This window comes from Alteromonas sp. KUL106, from assembly GCF_009811415.1.
Taxonomy (GTDB): domain Bacteria; phylum Pseudomonadota; class Gammaproteobacteria; order Enterobacterales; family Alteromonadaceae; genus Alteromonas.
Genome location: NZ_BLIG01000001.1, coordinates 13894 through 33764, shown reverse-complemented (window position 1 = coordinate 33764; position 19871 = coordinate 13894). Strand labels below are relative to the sequence as shown.

Sequence of the window (19871 nt, the reverse complement as noted above, 5' to 3'; positions counted from 1 at the left end):
CAATGCTTAGTATCAAGAATTTACATGCCAGCGTGGAAGAGAAAAACATCATTAAAGGTCTTAACCTTGACGTTAAACCTGGTGAAGTACACGCTATCATGGGCCCCAACGGTGCCGGTAAAAGTACACTAGGTTACGTGCTATCTGGTCGTGACGGTTACGAAGTTAGCGAAGGCGAAGCAACGTTTAACGGCAAAGATTTGCTAGAACTCGAAGTAGAAGAACGTGCTCGCGAAGGCCTTTTCCTTGCATTCCAATACCCAGTTGAAATTCCTGGCGTTAGCAATATGGAATTCATGAAAGAGTCTGTGAACGCTATGCGCGAGCAGCGCGGCGAAGAGCCTTTGACTGCCGCTGAGTTTTTAAAGAAAGCAAAAGAAGCGTGTAAGCAAGTACAGCTTCCATTGGATTTCTTGAAGCGCGGTGTAAACGAAGGTTTCTCTGGTGGTGAGAAGAAGCGTAACGAAATCATGCAAATGATTTTGCTAGAGCCAAAGCTGTGTATTCTTGACGAATCAGACTCTGGCCTTGACGTTGACGCACTTCAGGTTGTTGCCGATGGCGTTAACAGCCAGCGCGACGGTGAGCGTAGTTTCATCGTGGTTACCCACTACCAGCGTCTACTAGACTATATCAAACCTGACTTTGTTCATATTCTTGCCGACGGCAAAATTGTGAAAAGCGGTGATGCGTCATTAGCGCTAGAAGTAGAGAAGAGCGGATACGCATTCCTAGGTAAAGCGTACGAGGAGGCGGAAGCATGAGTCAATGGCTAGAACAGGTCATTGATGCGGCGCAAATCTCCGATTACTTAGCGCCCGTGCGTCAGCAGGCCTTAGAAAAGTTAAAAGCCGATGGTTGGCCAGCCCGTAGAAACGAAAGCTGGCGTTTTACGCCGTTAACGCCCGTTGAAAAACGTGAAGCGAAGCAAGCGGTTCAAGCAGACAGCCTACCGGTACCTGCCATTGATAACCTAAATGCTATCGACCTTGTATTTGTAGACGGTGTATTGGTCACGCAGGTTAATACGCTCGATGTGCCAGCGGGTATGAGTATCACATCGCTTAACAATGATGACGCGGCTACCCAGCAAGCCATTAGCAGCGTATACGGACAGGTTAAGCCTACACGTCATATGTTTGGCCTAGTGAACGATGCATTATGTCAACACGGTATATTCATCAATGTAGAAGCTGGCGCGAAAGTCGACACGCCAGTGCGCATCGTGAACATGTCTTCACAAAACGTTGATGCCCACACTCGTGTGGTGGTGAAGGTGGCAGAAGGCGCCAGCGCGACGGTTATCGAACAAGGGTTTGGTGATACCGAAAGCCTAACTACCGCATTTGCTGAATATGACTTAGCTGATGATGCCCATCTGGAACACTATCGTTTTGCGATGTTTACGGGTAAAGCAAAACAGTTAGGTGGTAGCCACTTTAAACTGCATAACCGCACTACGCTTAACAGCACTATGGTTGGCTATGGAAGCGAGCTTTCGCGCTTAGATGTAGACATTCATCACGCCGGCGAATTTGCTGATGCGAAAATGAACGCGATTTATCTTCTGGCGGAAGGCGAGTTATTTGACCTTCATTCAACCATTGAACACGCTATGCCAAATGGCACAACAGAAGAAAACGCTCGCGGTATCGTGGGTGACAAAGCGCGTGCTGTGTTTAATGGACGTATTCATATTCATCGCGACGCACAAAAGACATTGGCTGAGCTTAACAACCGTAACTTGTTGCTGTCTCGCCGTGGCGTAATTAATACGAAGCCTGAGCTTGAGATTTATGCCGACGACGTGAAATGCGCGCATGGCGCAACGGTGGCTGAAATTGAAGAAGAATCGTTGTACTACATGCTTACACGGGGTATCTCCCGTAGTAAAGCATTAGTAATGCTTAATTTTGGTTTCATTCAAGAGCTTATAAATGATGTGCCCAACACGGCGGTACGTGAGTGGCTGGCGCCAATTTTAAGTGAGCGTTTCGCCCAAATGGAGGTGAAATGAGCTTAGACGTTGCAGCACTTCGTGCCCAGTTTCCCATTTTATCTAAAACGGTAGACGGCAAGCCGCTGGTATACCTTGATAACGCGGCGACGACGCAAAAACCTCAGGCAGTTATTGACGCGCTTGTCGACTTTTATACAGGGACGAATGCGAACGTGCATCGTGGCGCGCATCATTTATCAGATGAAGCTACACGACGTTACGAAAATGCACGTAGCAGCGTAGCGAAGTTCATTAACGCGAACGCCCGCGAAGAAGTGATTTGGACATCAGGTACCACTGAAGCCATTAATATTGTAGCCAACGGCCTTGGTCAGTTGTTACGTGAAGGTGATGAGGTCATGGTGACTGAGCTTGAGCACCACGCTAACTTGGTGACCTGGCAGCAAGCCTGCCGTCGCTCCGGGGCCACGCTCAATGTGGTGCCTATTTTCGATAGCGGTGAGTTGGACGTAGACGCCTTCGACAGGTTGCTATCTGAAAACACCAAGCTAGTGGCGTTCCCTCACGTATCGAATGCGCTAGGCACGGTTAACCCAATTAAACTGCTTACGGAAAAAGCGAAAGCGGTGGGTGCATGGGTGCTAGTTGATGGCGCACAAGGCATTGCTCATGGTGGCGTCGACGTACAAGATATCGGCTGTGACTTTTACGCATTTTCAGGGCATAAGCTTTTTGGTCCAACAGGCATTGGGTGTTTGTGGGGCAAAAAAGACGTGTTGGAAACCTGGCCAGTATGGCAGGTTGGCGGCGAAATGATCAAAGACGTCACGTATCACGAAGCGACGTGGGGCGCGCTGCCAAATCGTCTTGAAGCCGGTACACCTAATATTGCCGGAGCTATCGGCATGGGGGCGGCAATAGATTGGTTTAGTGCTCTTGATGTCAATGCGTTGCATGAGCACGAGCAAAAGCTACTTGCCTACGCTACGGAGCAGGCAGAAGCACTCGATGGTATGCGAATTATTGGAACGGCGCCCAATAAAGTGGGTGTATTGAGTTTTTCTCTTGATGGAGCGCACCCCGCTGACATTGGTTTTATTTTGGACAGACAAGGTGTGGCGATCCGAACGGGTGATAACTGTGCGCAGCCACTGATGAAACGTCTTGGTGTGCCAGGTACTGCCCGTGCATCGTTCTCAATTTACAATACGCTTGAAGAAGTGGACAGCTTATTTGCTGCGCTTAAGAAAGCAAAAATGATGTTGGCCTAAGGAGGCATTATGAGTGTTGAAACTTTCGTACCCAGTACAAAACTCATTTCGCTAACTGACAGTGCCGTTAAGCATTTCGAAAGTAAGCTTAAAGACAAGCCTGGTCAGTTAATTCGTTTATCAACAAAAGTAAGCGGCTGTACGGGGTATGCTTACGTGCTTGATTTCGCAGATAGCGCACAAGCCGACGATGAAATTGTAGAGATTTCACCAGTACTTAATGTCGCAGTTGCTGCAGACGCCACCGACCTACTGCGTAATACTGAAATTGATTACGTTACTGAGGGCGTTAACGGTGTAATTAAATACAATAACCCTAATGTGGTCGATGAATGCGGATGTGGTGAAAGCTTTAACGTAGGCTAAGTGCCGCGATAAAGACCATTAGTGGCAAAACAGAGAGTACTCAGTAGTTTATGAAGCAAAAAATGGTGACCACCGAGCGCGACTGCAAAGCGCGCTTGGTTCCAGCTGGTAACCCAACCGTGATACCTGAAGGCGAGTTCGTGAACATCACGCAAGAACTCGGTGGAAACTACACGGTAACATGGCGCGGTAATATGTACCGTATAGATGGTACGGATGCAGGCGCGATAGGTCGCAAAGCTATGACTTTAAGCTTTGATGCACCGAAGGATGGCAAGATCAGCGAACAACAAGTGTGGGACGCGTTGGAAACCATTTTCGACCCTGAAATACCGATTAACTTGGTGTCATTGGGGCTTATCTACAAGGTGGATATAGACCAAGACACGGGCAGCGTTAACATCGATATGACCTTAACCGCACCAGGTTGTGGTATGGGCCCAGTATTGGTTGGCGACGTAGAATACCGCGTTGCCATGGTGCCCCATGTTGAAAAGGTTAACGTTGAGCTTGTTTTCGACCCTGCCTGGTCGAGAGAGATGATGAGCGAAGAGGCTCAGCTTGAAGCCGGTTTGTTTTTTTAATTTATCCGCTCCGACTTTTCTTTTTATAACTAACGGAAATAGCTATGCAACTACCTAGCAGTGACGAAATTATTGATGATTTAGCGTTCTTCGACGATTGGGAACAGCGTTATCAGTACATCATTGATTTGGGGAAATCTATTCCGGGCTTGCCGGAAGACGCGAAAACGCCAGAGCGTTTGGTGAAAGGTTGTCAAAGCAGCGTATGGCTGGTGGAGTCATATGATGGCAGCAAAATCAACTTTGACGTTGATAGCGATGCGGTTATTGTCCAAGGCTTATTGGCGTTAGTGTTAGCTGCGTACAACAATAAATCACCTAATGATATTCTAGCGTTCGATATTGACGGCTATTTTGAAGCGTTAGATCTTGAGCGTCACATTACTCCGACCCGAGGAAACGGGTTGCGCGCAATTGTCGGTAAGATTCAAGAGCTCGCTAGAGCAAACGTTTAAGCAACTTTGCAAAAAGCGAAGCAGATAGGGTGGTTCAACGTATCTGCCTTTGTAAAATAACGTCTACACTGTCATCACATTGTCATATTATTTGCGTTAATCTAGCGCAGGATTACAAGTAAAAACAATGCGTTACGCCTGATTTAAAAAGGCGCTGGTCAAGCCGTTATTAATTGCCTATAATTCGCGGCCAAAATTTTAAAGATACATACACTATTTGTTTGGAGAGAGAACATGGCTCTTGAGCGTACTTTTTCGATTATCAAGCCTGATGCGGTAGCTAAAAACGTAATCGGTGCAATTTACAACCGTTTCGAATCTGCAGGTCTTCGCATCGTGGCATCAAAGATGATCCACATGAGCAAAGAGCAAGCGGAAGGTTTCTATGCAGAACACAAAGAGCGTCCATTCTTCGGCGCACTTGTAGACTTCATGACGTCTGGTCCGGTTATGGTTCAAGTTCTAGAAGGCGAAAATGCAGTGCTAGCTAACCGTGAGATTATGGGTGCAACTAACCCAGCTGATGCGGCTGCCGGTACACTTCGCTCTGACTACGCAGCGTCTATCGACGAAAACGCAGTTCACGGTTCTGATGCACCTGAGTCAGCAGCTCGCGAAATCGCGTACTTCTTCTCTGAAGAAGAAATCTGCCCACGTACTCGCTAAGAATACGAAGTTTGTAAAGAAAACGGGGCTTTATGCCTCGTTTTTTTTTAACGTTTCTTAGTGTCTGAGTATGCTTTGCTCGGCACGCTTTCAGCACAGCGAAACGTAACCGTACTCAGCGTTAAATCGGCTTTTTCTCGAATCTCATCTGTGGTAAAATCCGCGCAAATTTTAATCAGTTGCTATTCTGCGCTCAAACGGTGCTCGAATCGCCTGATTGTATACATTATTTTCAGCAGTAAGAGGGGCATCCCTCGAAGGTACAAGGGTCATCGTATTCATGGCAAAAACTAACTTATTAAATCTCAATCGCGAAGGCTTGCGCAATTTCTTTAAGGAAATGGGCGAGAAACCGTTTCGTGCCGATCAGGTAATGAAATGGATTTACCAGCACGGTGTAAGCGATTTTGAGGAAATGAGTAACCTCAACAAGAACCTTCGTGCCATGCTTATCGAGAACTGTGAAATCAAAGCCCCTGAAATTGCATACTTTCAGGAAGCTAGCGACGGCACGATTAAGTTTGCGCTTGCTTTAGAAGGTGGCCAAGAGGTTGAGTCTGTCTGGATCCCTGAAACCGATCGCGCAACATTATGTGTATCGTCGCAAGTAGGTTGTGCTCTTGAGTGTACCTTCTGCTCTACGGCACAGCAGGGCTTTAACCGCAATTTGAGTGTGAGTGAAATCATTGGCCAGGTTTGGCGCGTTGCTACTTTTCTTGGGCTTTCTAAAGATACAAGTAAGCGCCCCATTACCAACGTTGTTATGATGGGTATGGGCGAACCCCTCCTAAACCTTAAAAACGTAGTGCCTGCGATGGACATCATGCTAGATGATTTTGGCTTCGGTCTATCTAAGCGTCGCGTAACGCTAAGTACGTCGGGTGTAGTACCAGCACTTGATATGCTGGGCGATCAAATTGACGTGGCGTTGGCTATTTCGCTTCATGCACCAACTGATGAGTTGCGCAATGAGATTGTGCCTATCAACAAGAAATACAATATCGAAACGTTTTTGGCTGGTGTACGTCGCTATTTGGCCAAGTCTAAAGCGAACCAAGGCCGCGTTACGGTAGAGTATGTGATGCTTTCAAATATCAACGATAGTACTGAGCAAGCACACCAATTAGCGAAAGTATTAAAAGATACGCCAAGTAAAATAAACTTAATTCCATTCAATCCTTATCCGGGTTCGCCTTACACTTGTTCTAGCAACTCGCGCATAGACAGGTTTGCTAAAGTGCTTATGGAATATGGGTTTACCACTGTTGTGCGTAAAACACGGGGCGATGATATTGACGCCGCATGTGGGCAATTAGTGGGTGATGTCGTAGACAGAACAAAAAGAATGTTAAAAAAACAGGTGAAGGGCGAAGCAATTTCGGTAAAAATGGCCCAATAATCATCAAGATATTAGGGTAAGACTATGGTTGCAGGATTGCGTACTTCATTTCGCGTTGGTCTAATAAGTGCGGTTCTATTAGCGACTGGCTGTGTCAGTAACAGCCAGTCCGGCTTATACGGTGGTAATTTCGATCACGAGGACGCAGCAAGAACACGCACATCGTTGGGGCTTACCTACCTTCAAAACAATAACTACACGCAAGCCAAAAAGAACTTGGACAAAGCGTTAGAGTTCAACCCCCGCTCTGCAGACGTACAATTCGCTATGGCTTATTATTACCAGTTAGTGGGTGATAACCGTCGTGCTGAAGAGTTTTATCAAACTTCCATTGATCTCGCCCCTGATAATGGCGATATTGCCAATAGCTATGGCGCGTTTAAATGCCAAAACGGTCAATACGATGAAGCTAGGCAATATTTCTTTAAAGCCATCAACAATCGCCTCTACGCGAATGCGGCTCAAACCTATGAAAATTTAGCGTTGTGCGCACAAAGTCAAGGTGAGTTAGACGACGCCATTGGTTATCTTCAAGAGGCGCTAAATCATCAGCCGGCACGTGGCAAAACGCTGTTTTTGCTAAGTGAGCTTTACACGGCTAGTGAGCAGTGGGACCTCGCTGAATCTTCATTGCGTAAATATGAGCGGGTTGCAAGAGTGTCGCCAGACTACTTGTGGCTTGCACATGAAGTTGCAAAGGGCAAAGGTGACGTGCTTGCTGCTAGGGAGTACGGCGACATGATGGTGTCTGTCTATCCTGAAAGCGAGTTAACACAACGCTATCTCAAGGAACGAGAAACCCACCAGAACAAAGTCGTGAGAACGGTGAAATCGGTAGAGGCAGCGCCAACAGAAGGCCAGGTCGTGAGCGCTGAAGCTGACGATACGGTAGCGGAAGAAAAAAATGCAGCCCAAACTGCAAAGACCGAGTTGGCGAAGAGTGATAACGATTCAACGCAACAAAATTCGGCGCCTCGCGATGCTGAGGCAAACGAAACAATCACTGATGCACAAGGGAATGATACAAAGCAAAAGATTGAATTATCTGCCCAAAGTAATAAATTCCATGTAGTAAAAGAAGGAGAAAACTTATATCGTATTTCTTTACTGCACAATATCAGAATGGCGACACTGCAAAAGTGGAACAATCTAGAGAATACTGGCGCTATTATTGCTGGTCAGAGGCTTTGGTTAGTACCACCTAATATGCAGGAGGAATGAGGTTTAATGGTGTCAGAAGAAAACGCGAACCAAGAAGTAATTTCGCAACAAGAAGAAAATACGCCAAGCCCTGGGGCAATGCTAAAAGCGCGCCGCGAGACGTTGGGTTTATCTCAACAGGAAATTGCTGATAAACTTTTCTTAAAATCGAAACAAATCAACGATTTAGAGAATGATGTAATAGACGAAAAGTCATCTGTGACCTTCACTAAAGGCTACGTTAGAAATTACGCTAAACAGTTAGGCATGAATTCTTACGAAGTCATTGAGGCATTCGAACGGTTCCACAACCAAACATCGGTGCCGTCTTCTGAAAAACTTCAGAGTTTTTCAAAGCGTGTCGCAAAACAGACACATGATGACAGATGGATGATGGTTACCTATGTCATTTTGCTGTTAATCGTTGCGGGCGTGGTAATGTGGTGGTACCAACAGCCAAGTGATGAGTCTGTCTCAAACGTTCCTCTAGCCGAAGCTGTTAAGCGAGAGGCTGCCAATACACCTATTCCTTCTGGTAATGGTTCATCTAATCGAACTCAGGCGGCTAACAGTGAGTTCTCGAGTGAGCCAGCACAATCAGTATCCAACGATAATGATTCATCCACCGAACAGAACGTTTATTCGCAAGACGATGAATTTGCCCAAGACGGCAGTTTAAAACAAGGCGCTATCTCAGCGCCCGACACTGCAATCGATGATACTAACAATTTAACCGCACTCGTTGATAGCACGGGCGGTGAAGAACCCAATCTTGACGTGGACTCTTTCGCGAGCGCTGCGCCTATTTCTATGGTGTTTACATTCATCGATGATTGTTGGGTGAATATAAAAGATGCGTCTGGCGAAGCGATAGCTTACGGGGTTAAGCAGAAAGGGCGGGTTATGGAAATTCAGGGCGTTCCTCCTGTTGAAGTTACGCTCGGCGCACCGGATAATGTGCGCATATCAGTTAATGGCGAGTCTGTTGATATTTCTTCATACCAAAACGGTAAAACAGCTCGGTTCGCACTTCCTCTATAGGTAATTAGATGTTTGCAGAAAGCCCTATTAAACGCAGAAAGTCTACGCGTATAAATGTAGGTAACGTTCCCATTGGCGATGGTGCTCCCATTGCTGTTCAGTCTATGACCAACACGCGCACCACTGATGTGGCGGCGACTGTCGATCAAATAAACCGTATTGTTGCTGTGGGTGGCGAGATTGTTCGTGTATCTGTACCTACCATGGAAGCCGCTGAAGCGTTCAAAGAGATAAAAAGACAGGTGAGTGTGCCGTTAGTGGCAGATATTCACTTTGACTACCGTATTGCGCTCAAAGTCGCCGAGTACGGCGTAGATTGTTTGCGTATAAACCCTGGCAATATCGGTAACATGGAGCGCGTGCGCTCGGTTGTTGATTGTGCGAAAGATAAGAACATTCCCATACGAATTGGGGTGAACGGCGGCTCGCTAGAAAAAGATTTACAAGAAAAGTATGGAGAACCGACGCCAGAAGCCCTTGTTGAATCTGCCATGCGTCATGTCGACATTCTCGACAAACTCAATTTTGATCAATTTAAGGTGAGTGTGAAAGCGTCAGATGTGTTTCTTGCGGTTGGTGCGTATCGCCTTCTGGCGCAAAAGATAGACCAGCCTTTGCATTTGGGGATCACCGAAGCGGGTGGCCAGCGTGCAGGCGCAGTTAAAAGCGCCGTTGGTCTTGGCATGTTGTTGGCCGAGGGGATAGGCGATACCATTCGCGTGTCACTTGCGGCTGACCCGGTAGAAGAAATCAAAGTTGGCTTTGATATTCTGAAGTCACTGCGTATTCGCTCTCGCGGCATCAACTTTATTGCTTGCCCAAGCTGTTCAAGACAGGAGTTTGATGTTATCGGCACCGTGAATGCCCTTGAGCAACGATTAGAAGATATTCTTACGCCAATGGATGTGTCTATTATTGGTTGTGTGGTTAATGGTCCTGGCGAAGCTGAAGTCTCTGATTTAGGCCTTACTGGCGCTCGAAATATGAGTGGCCTGTACGAAGACGGTAAACGGGTAAAAGAGCGTCTTCCTAATGACGATCTGGTTGACAGGCTTGAAGCGAAAATACGCGCGAAAGCATCACGCATAAGCGAACAAAATAAAATACAGGTCTCGGTAAAAGACTAAGAGACTTTTTGTTCATTGTTGTTTATTCCTAAAGCCCCTATAATGCGGGGCTTTTCACTATTTAGCAGTATGAGAATTTCACGTGGCTAAGACTATTCAGGCAATTAGAGGCATGAATGATTGCCTACCGGAGATTTCCGGTACATGGCAAAAGGTAGAATCTGTACTACGTCAGGTCGTGGCGAGTTACGGTTACCAAGAAATACGTACTCCCATCGTTGAAAGCACCGACTTATTTAAGCGCTCTATCGGTGAAGTAACCGATATCGTTGAAAAAGAGATGTATACCTTCGAAGATAGAAACGGGGACAGTCTGACGCTGCGCCCAGAAGGTACGGCAAGTTGTGTGCGTGCAGGTAACGAGCACGGTTTATTGTACAACCAGCAGCAACGCTTGTGGTACATGGGGCCAATGTTCCGTCACGAACGTCCACAAAAAGGCCGTTACCGTCAATTCCACCAGTTTGGTGTAGAAACCTACGGTATGGATGGCCCTGATATCGACTTAGAAGTGATTCTTTTAAGCGCTCGTTTTTGGAAGACATTTGGTATCCAGCAACATGTGAAACTGCAGATAAATACTTTGGGCTCAAACGATGCTCGCGCAGCATACCGCGATACGCTGGTTGAATTCCTAAAAGAACGCGCTGACCAACTCGATGAAGATTCACTGCGTCGACTTGAGACAAATCCGCTCCGCGTTCTTGACTCTAAAAACCCAGACGTTCAGGCCGCCATTGCCGATGCGCCTGCGCTTATCGATCACTTAGACGATGAATCAAAACTACACTTTGAAACGTTATGTGCCCGGTTAACGCAAGCGGGTATCGCGTTTGAAATAAACCCTCGCTTGGTTCGCGGTCTTGATTACTACAACCGTACTGTGTTTGAGTGGGTAACGGATAGCTTGGGCGCCCAAGGTACGGTTTGTGCTGGTGGCCGGTACGATGGCTTAGTAGAGCAGTTAGGTGGTAAGGCTACCCCTGCGGTTGGCTTTGCTATGGGCATTGAACGTTTGGTACTGTTGCTCACCACGCTTACAGAAGAAGGTCAAGATGCCAGCTTTGCTGACGTTTACGTAACCGCGATGGGCGATGAAGCACAGCAATACGCTATTGAGGTAGCGGAACACCTTCGAAATACGCTTCCTGACACACGCATTCTGATGCACTGTGGCGGCGGCAACTTTAAGAAACAATTAAAACGTGCAGATAAAACAGGTGCACGTCTGGCGCTGCTTTTGGGTAATGACGAAATGCAGTCTCGCAAAGTCGGGGTAAAACCACTGCGCGATGGTCAAGAACAAGTTACAGTTAGCTTTGATGCCTTATCCGATAAGGTTGCAGAGATGCTGAGCGCAAAATAAAAAGAGGACATCATGGAACAGTTCGCAACAGAAGAACAACAAGTAGAAGCGATTAAACGTTTTTGGAAAGAGCACGGTACGGCTATCATCGTAGGTGCAGCGCTAGGTTTAGGCGGCCTTTGGGGCTGGAGAGCGTACTCTGAAGCGCAAATTGAAAATAAAGAAGCGGCATCTGCGGCCTATCAAAATGCGGTTGAAACGTTTGGTACTGAAGGCAGCGATGCGAAGGTTAATGCCTTCATTGAAGAAAACAAAGACAGTGGGTATGCGAGCATTGCAGGTCTTCTTGCAGCTAAGCAGGCCGTCGACGCGGGTGATTTAGACGCTGCAGCCTCACACCTCAATAGCGTTGTTACCTTCGCTGAGAGTGATGAACTTAAAGTGCTTGCGTCACTTCGTTTGTCTCGCGTGCAAATTGAAATGAACCAGCTGGACGCGGCGTTGTCTACGCTTAGCAATGTAACAAATGACGCATTTTCAGCAGAAGTTTCTGAATTAAAAGGCGATGTGTATCAAAAACAAGGCAAGTTTGACGATGCTCGTTTAGCTTATTCAAATGCGTTAGAAAAAAATGCCAATAATCCGCTTTTACAAATGAAGCTAGATAACTTGTCAGTTTCTGCTGCACAGTAAGCGATGGCCCAGTGGGCTGGTGTCAATAATAAAGAGGTACGCAATTTGTTTCACAACACGTGTGGCCGTAAAGGTCGATTTGCTCGCACGATAGGTATGGCGCTCGCAGTGTCTGTCACTATGTCTGGCTGCTCAACGATTTCAGACTGGTTTACTGATGACGAAGAACTCGAAATTCGTCGTTTAAAGCCGATTGAGGCCAAATTTACGCCTGAATTAGTATGGGACCGTGATATTGGTGATGGCGTTGACCACTACTTCTCTCGTCTTCGCCCTGTGTATGCATATGACAAACTTTATGCGGCAGACCGTCACGGTGTGGTCGTTGCGATGGAGCCGAAAACAGGAAAAGTATTGTGGGAAAAAGATTTCGCGCAATTTCGTTCTGAAGGCATGATGAGTGCAGTTACTAAGCTATGGCGTAGTGGTGAAACTGCGCGCATTGGCGGCATTTCGGTTGCAGACCGACATGTATTCATTGGAACTGAAAATGGCTATATAGCGGCTATGGACGCTGAAACTGGCGAGCTTGTCTGGGAGGCATCTGTACCCGGGGAAATTCTTGCTGCTCCGGCTGCTGATGAGGGCATCCTTGTGGTTAACACGGGTGCAGGCAGTTTGTTTGGTTTCAATACGCGTACTGGTGAGCAGATGTGGCGTCACGAGGGTGATACTCCTCCGCTAACGCTTCGTGGTATCTCTGGACCTATTGCTTCCAACGGCGGTGCAATTGTTGGAACCCCTACAGGTAAGATTCAGGTGAACCTTATCGAAACAGGTGTCCTTGCTTGGGAAACCGTTATTGCGACGCCTTCTGGTGCAACGGAACTCGAACGTATTGTTGATATTGATACAACCCCAGTACTTTATGCCGGTACTATTTATACCGTTTCTTACAACGGGACGTTGGCCGCTGTTGAGTTGCGCTCTGGCCGTGTTATTTGGAAGCGCGAATATGCATCATTTCGCAATTTGAATATCGACGGAAACAAAATCTTTGTTGTAGACAATAACTCGAACGTTTATGCCCTCGATAGACGAAACGGCGTAGAACTCTGGTCTCAAGGCTTGCTTAAACAGCGGTCATTAACGGCAGCGACCCCAGTGGGTGAGCATATTGTTGTGGGTGACAATTGGGGCTTCTTGCATTGGATTGATCAGGAAACCGGTGAAATCGTCGCGCGTTTAGACGTGGGTGGCGATGATGAAGATGATGCTATCTTTGCCGCTCCCCTTAACGTGGATAACAATGTTGTCGCAGTAACGCGAAATGGTGTTGTTGCATCGGTGCGGATACCGAATTAGTCGTATCAAACCAAAAAATAAATTAGACAAAGGCGTTTCGAGTAACATTCGACACGCCTTTTTTTATGTGGGTTGGTAGTGTTGTTTTAATTGATAGGTGGTGACAGAAGACCTCCTCGAACTACGTTGGTATTAGGTAGTGAACAAGGTATAATGCGCCAACTCTCGTAAGCCTCTTTTAAAACACCACTTGTTAGAGCATTGTTCTCTTGAAATGAATTTGTGATATTTGGTGTGCATGGCTCGTGCTTTTTTAGCTTTCATGACCCTTAGGATCTGATAAATGTTACCCGTTGTTGCTTTGGTTGGCCGCCCGAATGTTGGCAAGTCAACTTTGTTTAATCGCCTTACCAATACCCGTGATGCGCTTGTCGCTGATTATCCGGGCTTAACTCGCGACCGTAAATACGGCCAAGCGAAATTTGAAAAGCGCCAGTTTATCGTAGTGGATACCGGCGGTATTACAGGTGATGAAGAGGGCATTGATGCTGAAATGGCCCAGCAGTCGCTCTTAGCCATAGAAGAGGCTGACGTTGTACTGTTTTTAGTTGATGCTCGAGCAGGCTTGCTGCCAGCAGACCAAGGCATTGCTGACCACCTTCGCCGTATTAATAAAAAAGTGTTTGTTGTGGCTAATAAAGTCGATGGCATTGATGGCGATAGCGAAAGCGCAGAGTTTTATTCACTGGGTTTAGGCGTTATAAAACAAATCGCTGCGGCTCATGGGCGCGGCATAAGTCAGCTACTACAAGATGCCTTAAAGCCGCTCGAAGACGATTTCCCAGACATGGAAATTGTTGAACAGGAGCCTGAGGAAGAAGAAGATGCTGAAACGCAGCGTCAGCGCCTGCAAGAACTTCCAATTAAATTGGCAATAGTGGGCAAGCCAAACGTTGGAAAGTCTACACTTACAAATCGCATTCTCGGTGAAGAGCGTGTTGTTGTATACGATATGCCGGGTACTACCCGAGATAGCGTTTATATCCCTATGGAGCGTGACGAGCGAGAATATATCCTGATTGATACTGCAGGTGTGAGAAAGCGCAAAAAAATCAGCGAAGCCATAGAAAAATTTTCAATCGTAAAAACCCTTCAGGCCATCGAAGAGGCCAATGTGGTGCTATTGGTCATTGACGCGCGAGAAGGCATTACCGATCAAGACTTGAGTTTGTTAGGTTTCGTTTTAAATTCTGGTCGCTCACTCGTCGTTGCGGTGAATAAATGGGATGGGTTAAGCACAGATATCAAAGATGATATAAAGCGCGAGATGGATCGTCGTTTAGGTTTCATCGACTTTGCTCGTATTCACTTTATTTCTGCACTGCACGGCTCGGGTGTAGGGAATTTGTTCGAATCAGTACAAGAAGCATATTTGAGCGCCACCAAGCGTATTAACACCGCATTACTTACGCAAATTATGGAAATGGCGCAAGACGACCATCAACCGCCACTGGTGCGCGGTCGTCGAGTGAAAATGAAGTATGCGCACGCCGGTGGGTACAATCCACCTGTGATTGTTATTCACGGAAACCAAGTTGATGATTTACCTAGCTCATATAAGCGTTTCTTAATGAACTATTTCAGAAAAGCGTTAGAAATAATGGGCACACCTATCAAGATAGAGTTTAGAGAGGGTAACAACCCGTTTGAGGGTAAAAAGGCCAATTTGACGTTGGCTCAACAGCGTAAGCGTCGTCGTATGATGTCTTTTTACAAAGACAAAAAATAACAAGCTAAAACCAGGGCGCTACTTCTCTCTCAGTTGATGTAGCGCCTTACTCACCAGTCTGCATATGTGCCTTTACATACGCAAGTTTACTTAGAGAATAATCGGCTTATCTACCTATACAACACCGCTAAATAAGGTGTTGCTAATATTGTTTAACACGCTGTTTTTATTGCTTAAATCCACTGAGTCATAATTACACTTCGATTGTATTCTTTTCTTTTTTTGACGTTCGCCATTTCTATGCGGATTGGTATTAGGTGTCGCTGTAGCCCTTTGAGAATCAAGCGTGACTTCATTGCTAAAATGTGGAGTTATTTTTGCAAACAAACTCGGTTTAGCGAACCACTAACAATGCTTGGGAGTTACAGTGTCAGTAGAAAAATTGTTTAACGTCGCGATACCGCTTCAAAAAAATCAAATGTACAATTGGTTCGATAGATACAAACCAAAAGAACAGCAAAAAGTTTATATTCTTAGTAGCGATATAGAACAAAAGTCATCATTGAAAAAAACGTTGCTCAAGCGGCGTACTTAGCGCTGGGTTTCTAACAGCATCGAGCGCACCTTCTTCATCATTTCAGATTCTTGCGGTACTTCAACGTTAACGATTAATTGATTGACGATAGTGTCTGAAAAGTCAGGCGGAAAAGTGGTAGACACTTTCACGATTTTATCCTGCTGTCTAAACACATATGTCGTTGCGTAAATGGTTGGCGAGGTGTCTGAGGTCGCACTTAGGCCTAATCTCCAGCCCACTACGTTATCATTAACGCTGTAGCGTGCAGCTGGGCTCACTTGAGACAAGGTTAAATGTTGTAACTCGGCTGTTGCACTGGCTTTTTGTAAATCACTTTCTAACTGCTTCGGCAGCAACTCGCTTTCTTCTGAAGAAAGCTGCGCTAAAAATGGATAAACTGTTACATCGACCAATGCATCCTCAAAATCGGGATGGGTGTAGCGAGTGATTGCTCCGCTAAAAGGGTCTGAAAAAAGCTGTGTGTCTAATTTTATGAATTCGCCGACGGAGTCTGGCACCTGAAGCGACGCGGAATAGTTGCTTGCCTGTAGCGCATGGAATAAAAACTGACTGGTGAACAACCCCGACTGCTTGACGTGTTCAAGCCAACGAGTAATCAATAACTGCGCTTCTTTTTCGTTAGTAAGGCTTTGTTCGTTACTGTTATCTGTTATCTCTTCGCCAGCATCAAATTGCGAAGAATCAATTTCAATGCCTCGCCATTGTAGCGTAAATTCAGCGAACTGCTTTGCATGTCGCGGGTGTTCACCCGGCGCAGCGCCAACATTGGCAATGAGCAGCTCGTAATCGTTGCCTTCGCCATAGGGGCGAAGATTGCTAAATTCACCAGACTCGCTCAGTACCTTTATAAATCTATCTGGAGATATGGCATCTTCAGAACACAGTTCAAGGGTGTCGTTATAACTTGGACCGACATTGATAAGTTGCCTTTGCGAATGGCACGAATTTAATAGCGCATCGCTCGGGTAGGTAGAGAAAACCGAAACGCCTTGGTTTACCGCAGATGAATAAGCAGCACCGGTAAACACTAATAAGGAACAAAGGCTGAGTGACGATACTGATATTGGCTTTACCAAGTATTTTAAAGTACCACCAAAACATGCACTAACCCGCCGATACAAACGGGAAAATGAATTGGCTTTTGCATGAAAAGGCATAATACGAAAGGCTACCTATTGCCGTGAATGTGTGTCACTGTACTGGTAATTTCACCGTCAGTCACTCGTGATTTTATCTCATCACCAATATTCACTTTGTCTACGCTGTTGATACTTGCTTCGTCCATGAATGTAATACTGTAACCACGGGCCAATGTTGAAAGAGGGCTTACGGATTGTAAGAGACCGACTTTACCGCCAAGTTCATTTTTTTTGCTTTTAAGGAGCGCATTCATACTTGATGTAAGTTTAGCGCTAGCATAACTGAGATTGTCTTTAGCACGCGCCACCCTAGATGAGGGTGACTGTTGGTTTAACCTGTACTCAATAGTATGCAGACGCTTTTCAGCTCTAGCGAGGTCGCTTTCCATTTTATGTACCAAACGAAGCTGAAGTCTATCTAAGGTTTGCCACTGAGATTGAATACGGCTTTGCGGGTGCAACGCATTCAAGCGCTGTTTCTTTAGCACAAGCTGCTGTCGACTGGCTTGTAAATACTGGTTTATTGCCCTTGCCATGCGTTGTTTTTGTTGATTTAACGTTTGATAAAGGGCAGTGGAGTCTTGACTTAAAAGCTCTGCCGCAGCAGATGGGGTAGGGGCACGTAAGTCAGCGACAAAGTCACTTATAGTGAAATCCACTTCATGACCAACTGCGCTCACTATAGGTAAGTGACTCGATACGATTTCTCTGGCCAAGCTTTCATCGTTAAAGCACCACAAATCTTCTAACGAGCCTCCACCACGGGTAAGTAGTAGCACATCGACTTCAGCGCGCCTGGTTGCAGTGCGCAGTGCATTAATTAACTGTAGCAGTGCCGTTTCGCCTTGTACCATTGAAGGGTATACAATCACTTCAGTCTGTGGGCTTCTGCGCTTTAAAACGCTTAATACATCGTGAAGCGCAGCGCCACTCGATGACGTTATTACGCCTATGCGATTAATACGCTGTGGTAACGGGCGCTTTCTAGCTGAATCAAATAAACCTTCATTATTGAGTTTAAACTTCAGAGCTTCAAATGCTTGCTTAAGCGCACCTTCGCCATCACTCTCCATGTGTTCAACAACCAGCTGATAATCGCCGCGTGCTTCGTAAAGGCCCACCGAAGCGCGCACTAAAATTTTATCGCCTTCTTTAGGGCGAACCCGGACATTGCGGTTTGCGCCTTTAAACATGGCCGCCCGCACTTGAGCTTTGTTGTCTTTCAACGTGAAATACCAATGTCCTGATGCCGCAGCAACAAAATTCGATATTTCCGCCGATAGCCAAATAAGGCCGATTTCGCCTTCAAGCACGGTTCTGGCTAAGCGATTTAGCTTGGTAACTGTTAAAATTTGTCGTGAGGTAGATGGCGAATTTGTAAACATAAAAAAAATCACAAGGTTTAATACATTTAGAGTTTACCTGAAAAACAAAAAACACTACAATTGCGCCGCAATTAACCCTCAACTGAATAGGTGTTGTTGCATGCTACGTATCATCCAAGAAGCCCTGACGTTCGACGATGTGTTGCTGGTTCCCGGCCACTCGACCGTCCTCCCTCACACTGCAAACTTACAAACGCGTCTTACGCGCGGTGTAACGCTGAATATTCCAATGGTGTCTGCTGCCATGGACACGGTTTCTGAAGCCCGTCTAGCTATTGCGTTAGCCCAAGAGGGTGGTATAGGTTTCATTCATAAAAACATGAAGCCTGAAGAGCAAGCGAAGCACGTACGTGAAGTTAAAAAATACGAAAGCGGCGTGGTATCTGACCCAGTAACGGTAGAAGAAAACGCAACCATTGGTGAAGTGATTGCGCTGTCTAAGCGCCTTGGTTACTCCGGTTTTCCTGTCACTGATAAAGACAATAATCTGATTGGTATTGTGACTGGTCGTGACCTTCGCTTTGAAAAGCGTTTAAGCCTGCCTATTAGTAACGTTATGACCGGTAAGGATGATCTGGTCACCGTTAAAGAAGGTGCAAGTTCTGACGTTGTGTTAGACCTTATGCACGAACACCGTATTGAAAAAATCCTCGTGGTTGACGACGCGTTCAAGCTGACAGGCCTGATCACGGTAAAAGATTTCCAGAAAGCTGAAAACAAACCTAACGCGTGTAAAGATTCGCTAGGTCGTCTACGCGTAGGCGCAGCCGTCAGTGTAGGGCCGGGTACTGATGAGCGCATTGCGCTTTTAGTTGAAGCCGGCGCAGATGTTTTGCTTATTGACACATCGCACGGACATTCACAAGGCGTTATTGATCGCGTGAAGAAGGTGCGTGCAGACTACCCTGACATTCAAATCATTGCAGGTAACGTTGCTACGGGTGATGGCGCGAAGGCGCTCGCTGATGCAGGCGTCGATGCAGTGAAAGTGGGTATTGGACCTGGTTCTATTTGTACCACACGGATTGTAACAGGCTGCGGTGTTCCACAAATCACAGCGGTGGCGGATGCGGTTGAAGCACTTAAAGGCACAGATATCCCCGTTATTGCTGACGGCGGTATTCGTTTCTCGGGTGATATTGCCAAAGCACTCGCCGCTGGGGCGAGCTGCGTAATGGTTGGCAGCATGCTAGCGGGTACGGAAGAAGCACCGGGTGAAGTAGAACTTTTCCAAGGTCGTTATTACAAGTCGTATCGTGGTATGGGGTCACTCGGCGCTATGGACCAAAGCCATGGTTCGTCAGATCGCTATTTCCAAGAGTCGGATAACGCCGAAAAATTGGTACCTGAAGGTATTGAAGGTCGTGTCGCGTATAAAGGCCCAATTGCCAATATTATTCACCAGCAAATGGGCGGCTTGCGTTCAGCCATGGGGTTAACCGGCTGTGCAACCATTGAAGAACTCAATACTAAAGCACAATTTGTGCGCGTGACCTCTGCCGGTATGGGCGAAAGCCACGTTCACGATGTGAGCATCACTAAAGAAGCGCCAAACTACCGTTTAGGTTAAGGCGAGTTACCGCTCAGCGTGGTCAAAGTGTTTAACACAACCACGCTGTAAACCCATCCATGGGAGCTTGGCCTCGGCATCTATGCCTCGGACAGGTTGTTTACAAACACTTTGCCCACGCTATATCGCGACACGTT

General features: G+C 46.4%; 18 protein-coding genes. 16 read left to right on the top strand and 2 right to left on the bottom strand.

Annotation, left to right across the window (positions count from 1 at the left end):
* The first annotated feature begins 2 nt into the window (after positions 1-2).
* The 15 genes from sufC to der all read left to right on the top strand — a co-directional run bounded on the left by sufC (position 3) and on the right by der (position 15102).
* Complete coding sequence (sufC, locus tag GVO63_RS00145; RefSeq protein WP_159494460.1) at positions 3-764, top strand: Fe-S cluster assembly ATPase SufC; 762 nt, start codon at positions 3-5, stop codon at positions 762-764.
* Positions 761-2017 carry a Fe-S cluster assembly protein SufD gene (gene sufD / locus GVO63_RS00140; protein ID WP_159577656.1) on the top strand — a complete coding sequence of 419 codons (1257 nt, stop codon included), beginning with the start codon at positions 761-763 and terminating at the stop codon, positions 2015-2017. The genes sufC and sufD overlap by 4 nt, the downstream gene beginning before the upstream one ends.
* Positions 2014-3231, top strand: a complete 1218-nt coding sequence (locus GVO63_RS00135; protein WP_159577655.1) for an aminotransferase class V-fold PLP-dependent enzyme — start codon at positions 2014-2016, stop codon at positions 3229-3231. The genes sufD and GVO63_RS00135 overlap by 4 nt, the downstream gene beginning before the upstream one ends.
* A gap of 9 nt (positions 3232-3240) precedes the next feature.
* On the top strand, positions 3241-3597 hold the full coding sequence (locus GVO63_RS00130; RefSeq protein WP_014979828.1) for an iron-sulfur cluster assembly accessory protein: 357 nt from the start codon (positions 3241-3243) through the stop codon (positions 3595-3597).
* Positions 3598-3647: 50 nt separating this feature from the next.
* Complete coding sequence (gene sufT, locus GVO63_RS00125) at positions 3648-4181, top strand: putative Fe-S cluster assembly protein SufT (RefSeq protein WP_159494457.1); 534 nt, start codon at positions 3648-3650, stop codon at positions 4179-4181.
* 44 nt (positions 4182-4225) lie between these two features.
* Positions 4226-4636, top strand: a complete 411-nt coding sequence (locus GVO63_RS00120) for a SufE family protein (RefSeq protein ID WP_159494456.1) — start codon at positions 4226-4228, stop codon at positions 4634-4636.
* A 234-nt stretch (positions 4637-4870) separates the two neighbouring features.
* The gene (gene ndk, locus GVO63_RS00115; protein WP_012519000.1) at positions 4871-5302 is read left to right on the top strand and encodes a nucleoside-diphosphate kinase; all 432 of its coding nucleotides are present in this window, start codon (positions 4871-4873) and stop codon (positions 5300-5302) included.
* A gap of 280 nt (positions 5303-5582) precedes the next feature.
* The gene (locus tag GVO63_RS00110; protein WP_159494454.1) at positions 5583-6701 is read left to right on the top strand and encodes a bifunctional tRNA (adenosine(37)-C2)-methyltransferase TrmG/ribosomal RNA large subunit methyltransferase RlmN; all 1119 of its coding nucleotides are present in this window, start codon (positions 5583-5585) and stop codon (positions 6699-6701) included.
* 24 nt (positions 6702-6725) lie between these two features.
* A complete protein-coding gene (pilW, locus tag GVO63_RS00105; RefSeq protein WP_159577654.1) occupies positions 6726-7922 on the top strand; it encodes a type IV pilus biogenesis/stability protein PilW in 1197 nt (398 codons plus the stop codon).
* Positions 7923-7928: 6 nt separating this feature from the next.
* Positions 7929-8942, top strand: a complete 1014-nt coding sequence (locus tag GVO63_RS00100; RefSeq protein WP_159577653.1) for a RodZ domain-containing protein — start codon at positions 7929-7931, stop codon at positions 8940-8942.
* Between the two features lie 8 nt (positions 8943-8950).
* A complete protein-coding gene (gene ispG / locus GVO63_RS00095; RefSeq protein WP_159494451.1) occupies positions 8951-10069 on the top strand; it encodes a flavodoxin-dependent (E)-4-hydroxy-3-methylbut-2-enyl-diphosphate synthase in 1119 nt (372 codons plus the stop codon).
* Between the two features lie 82 nt (positions 10070-10151).
* Positions 10152-11435, top strand: coding sequence for a histidine--tRNA ligase (gene hisS, locus GVO63_RS00090; RefSeq protein WP_159577652.1), 1284 nt, complete (start codon positions 10152-10154; stop codon positions 11433-11435).
* A gap of 12 nt (positions 11436-11447) precedes the next feature.
* Positions 11448-12068, top strand: a complete 621-nt coding sequence (locus GVO63_RS00085) for a tetratricopeptide repeat protein (protein ID WP_159577651.1) — start codon at positions 11448-11450, stop codon at positions 12066-12068.
* A 45-nt stretch (positions 12069-12113) separates the two neighbouring features.
* Positions 12114-13373: an outer membrane protein assembly factor BamB gene (gene bamB, locus GVO63_RS00080; protein ID WP_159577650.1), complete on the top strand. Its 1260-nt coding sequence runs from the start codon at positions 12114-12116 to the stop codon at positions 13371-13373.
* Positions 13374-13656: 283 nt separating this feature from the next.
* Positions 13657-15102 (top strand): ribosome biogenesis GTPase Der, encoded by a 1446-nt coding sequence (gene der / locus GVO63_RS00075; RefSeq protein ID WP_159577649.1) that lies wholly within the window; start codon positions 13657-13659, stop codon positions 15100-15102.
* Between the two features lie 531 nt (positions 15103-15633).
* Here der and GVO63_RS00070 read toward each other — a convergent pair.
* Positions 15634-16797, bottom strand: coding sequence for a hypothetical protein (locus tag GVO63_RS00070; RefSeq protein ID WP_159577648.1), 1164 nt, complete (start codon positions 16795-16797; stop codon positions 15634-15636).
* 11 nt (positions 16798-16808) lie between these two features.
* Complete coding sequence (gene xseA / locus GVO63_RS00065; RefSeq protein ID WP_159577647.1) at positions 16809-18164, bottom strand: exodeoxyribonuclease VII large subunit; 1356 nt, start codon at positions 18162-18164, stop codon at positions 16809-16811.
* A gap of 100 nt (positions 18165-18264) precedes the next feature.
* Here xseA and guaB point away from each other — a divergent pair, with 100 nt between their 5' ends.
* Positions 18265-19734 (top strand): IMP dehydrogenase, encoded by a 1470-nt coding sequence (gene guaB / locus GVO63_RS00060; protein WP_159495421.1) that lies wholly within the window; start codon positions 18265-18267, stop codon positions 19732-19734.
* Positions 19735-19871 lie beyond the last annotated feature (137 nt).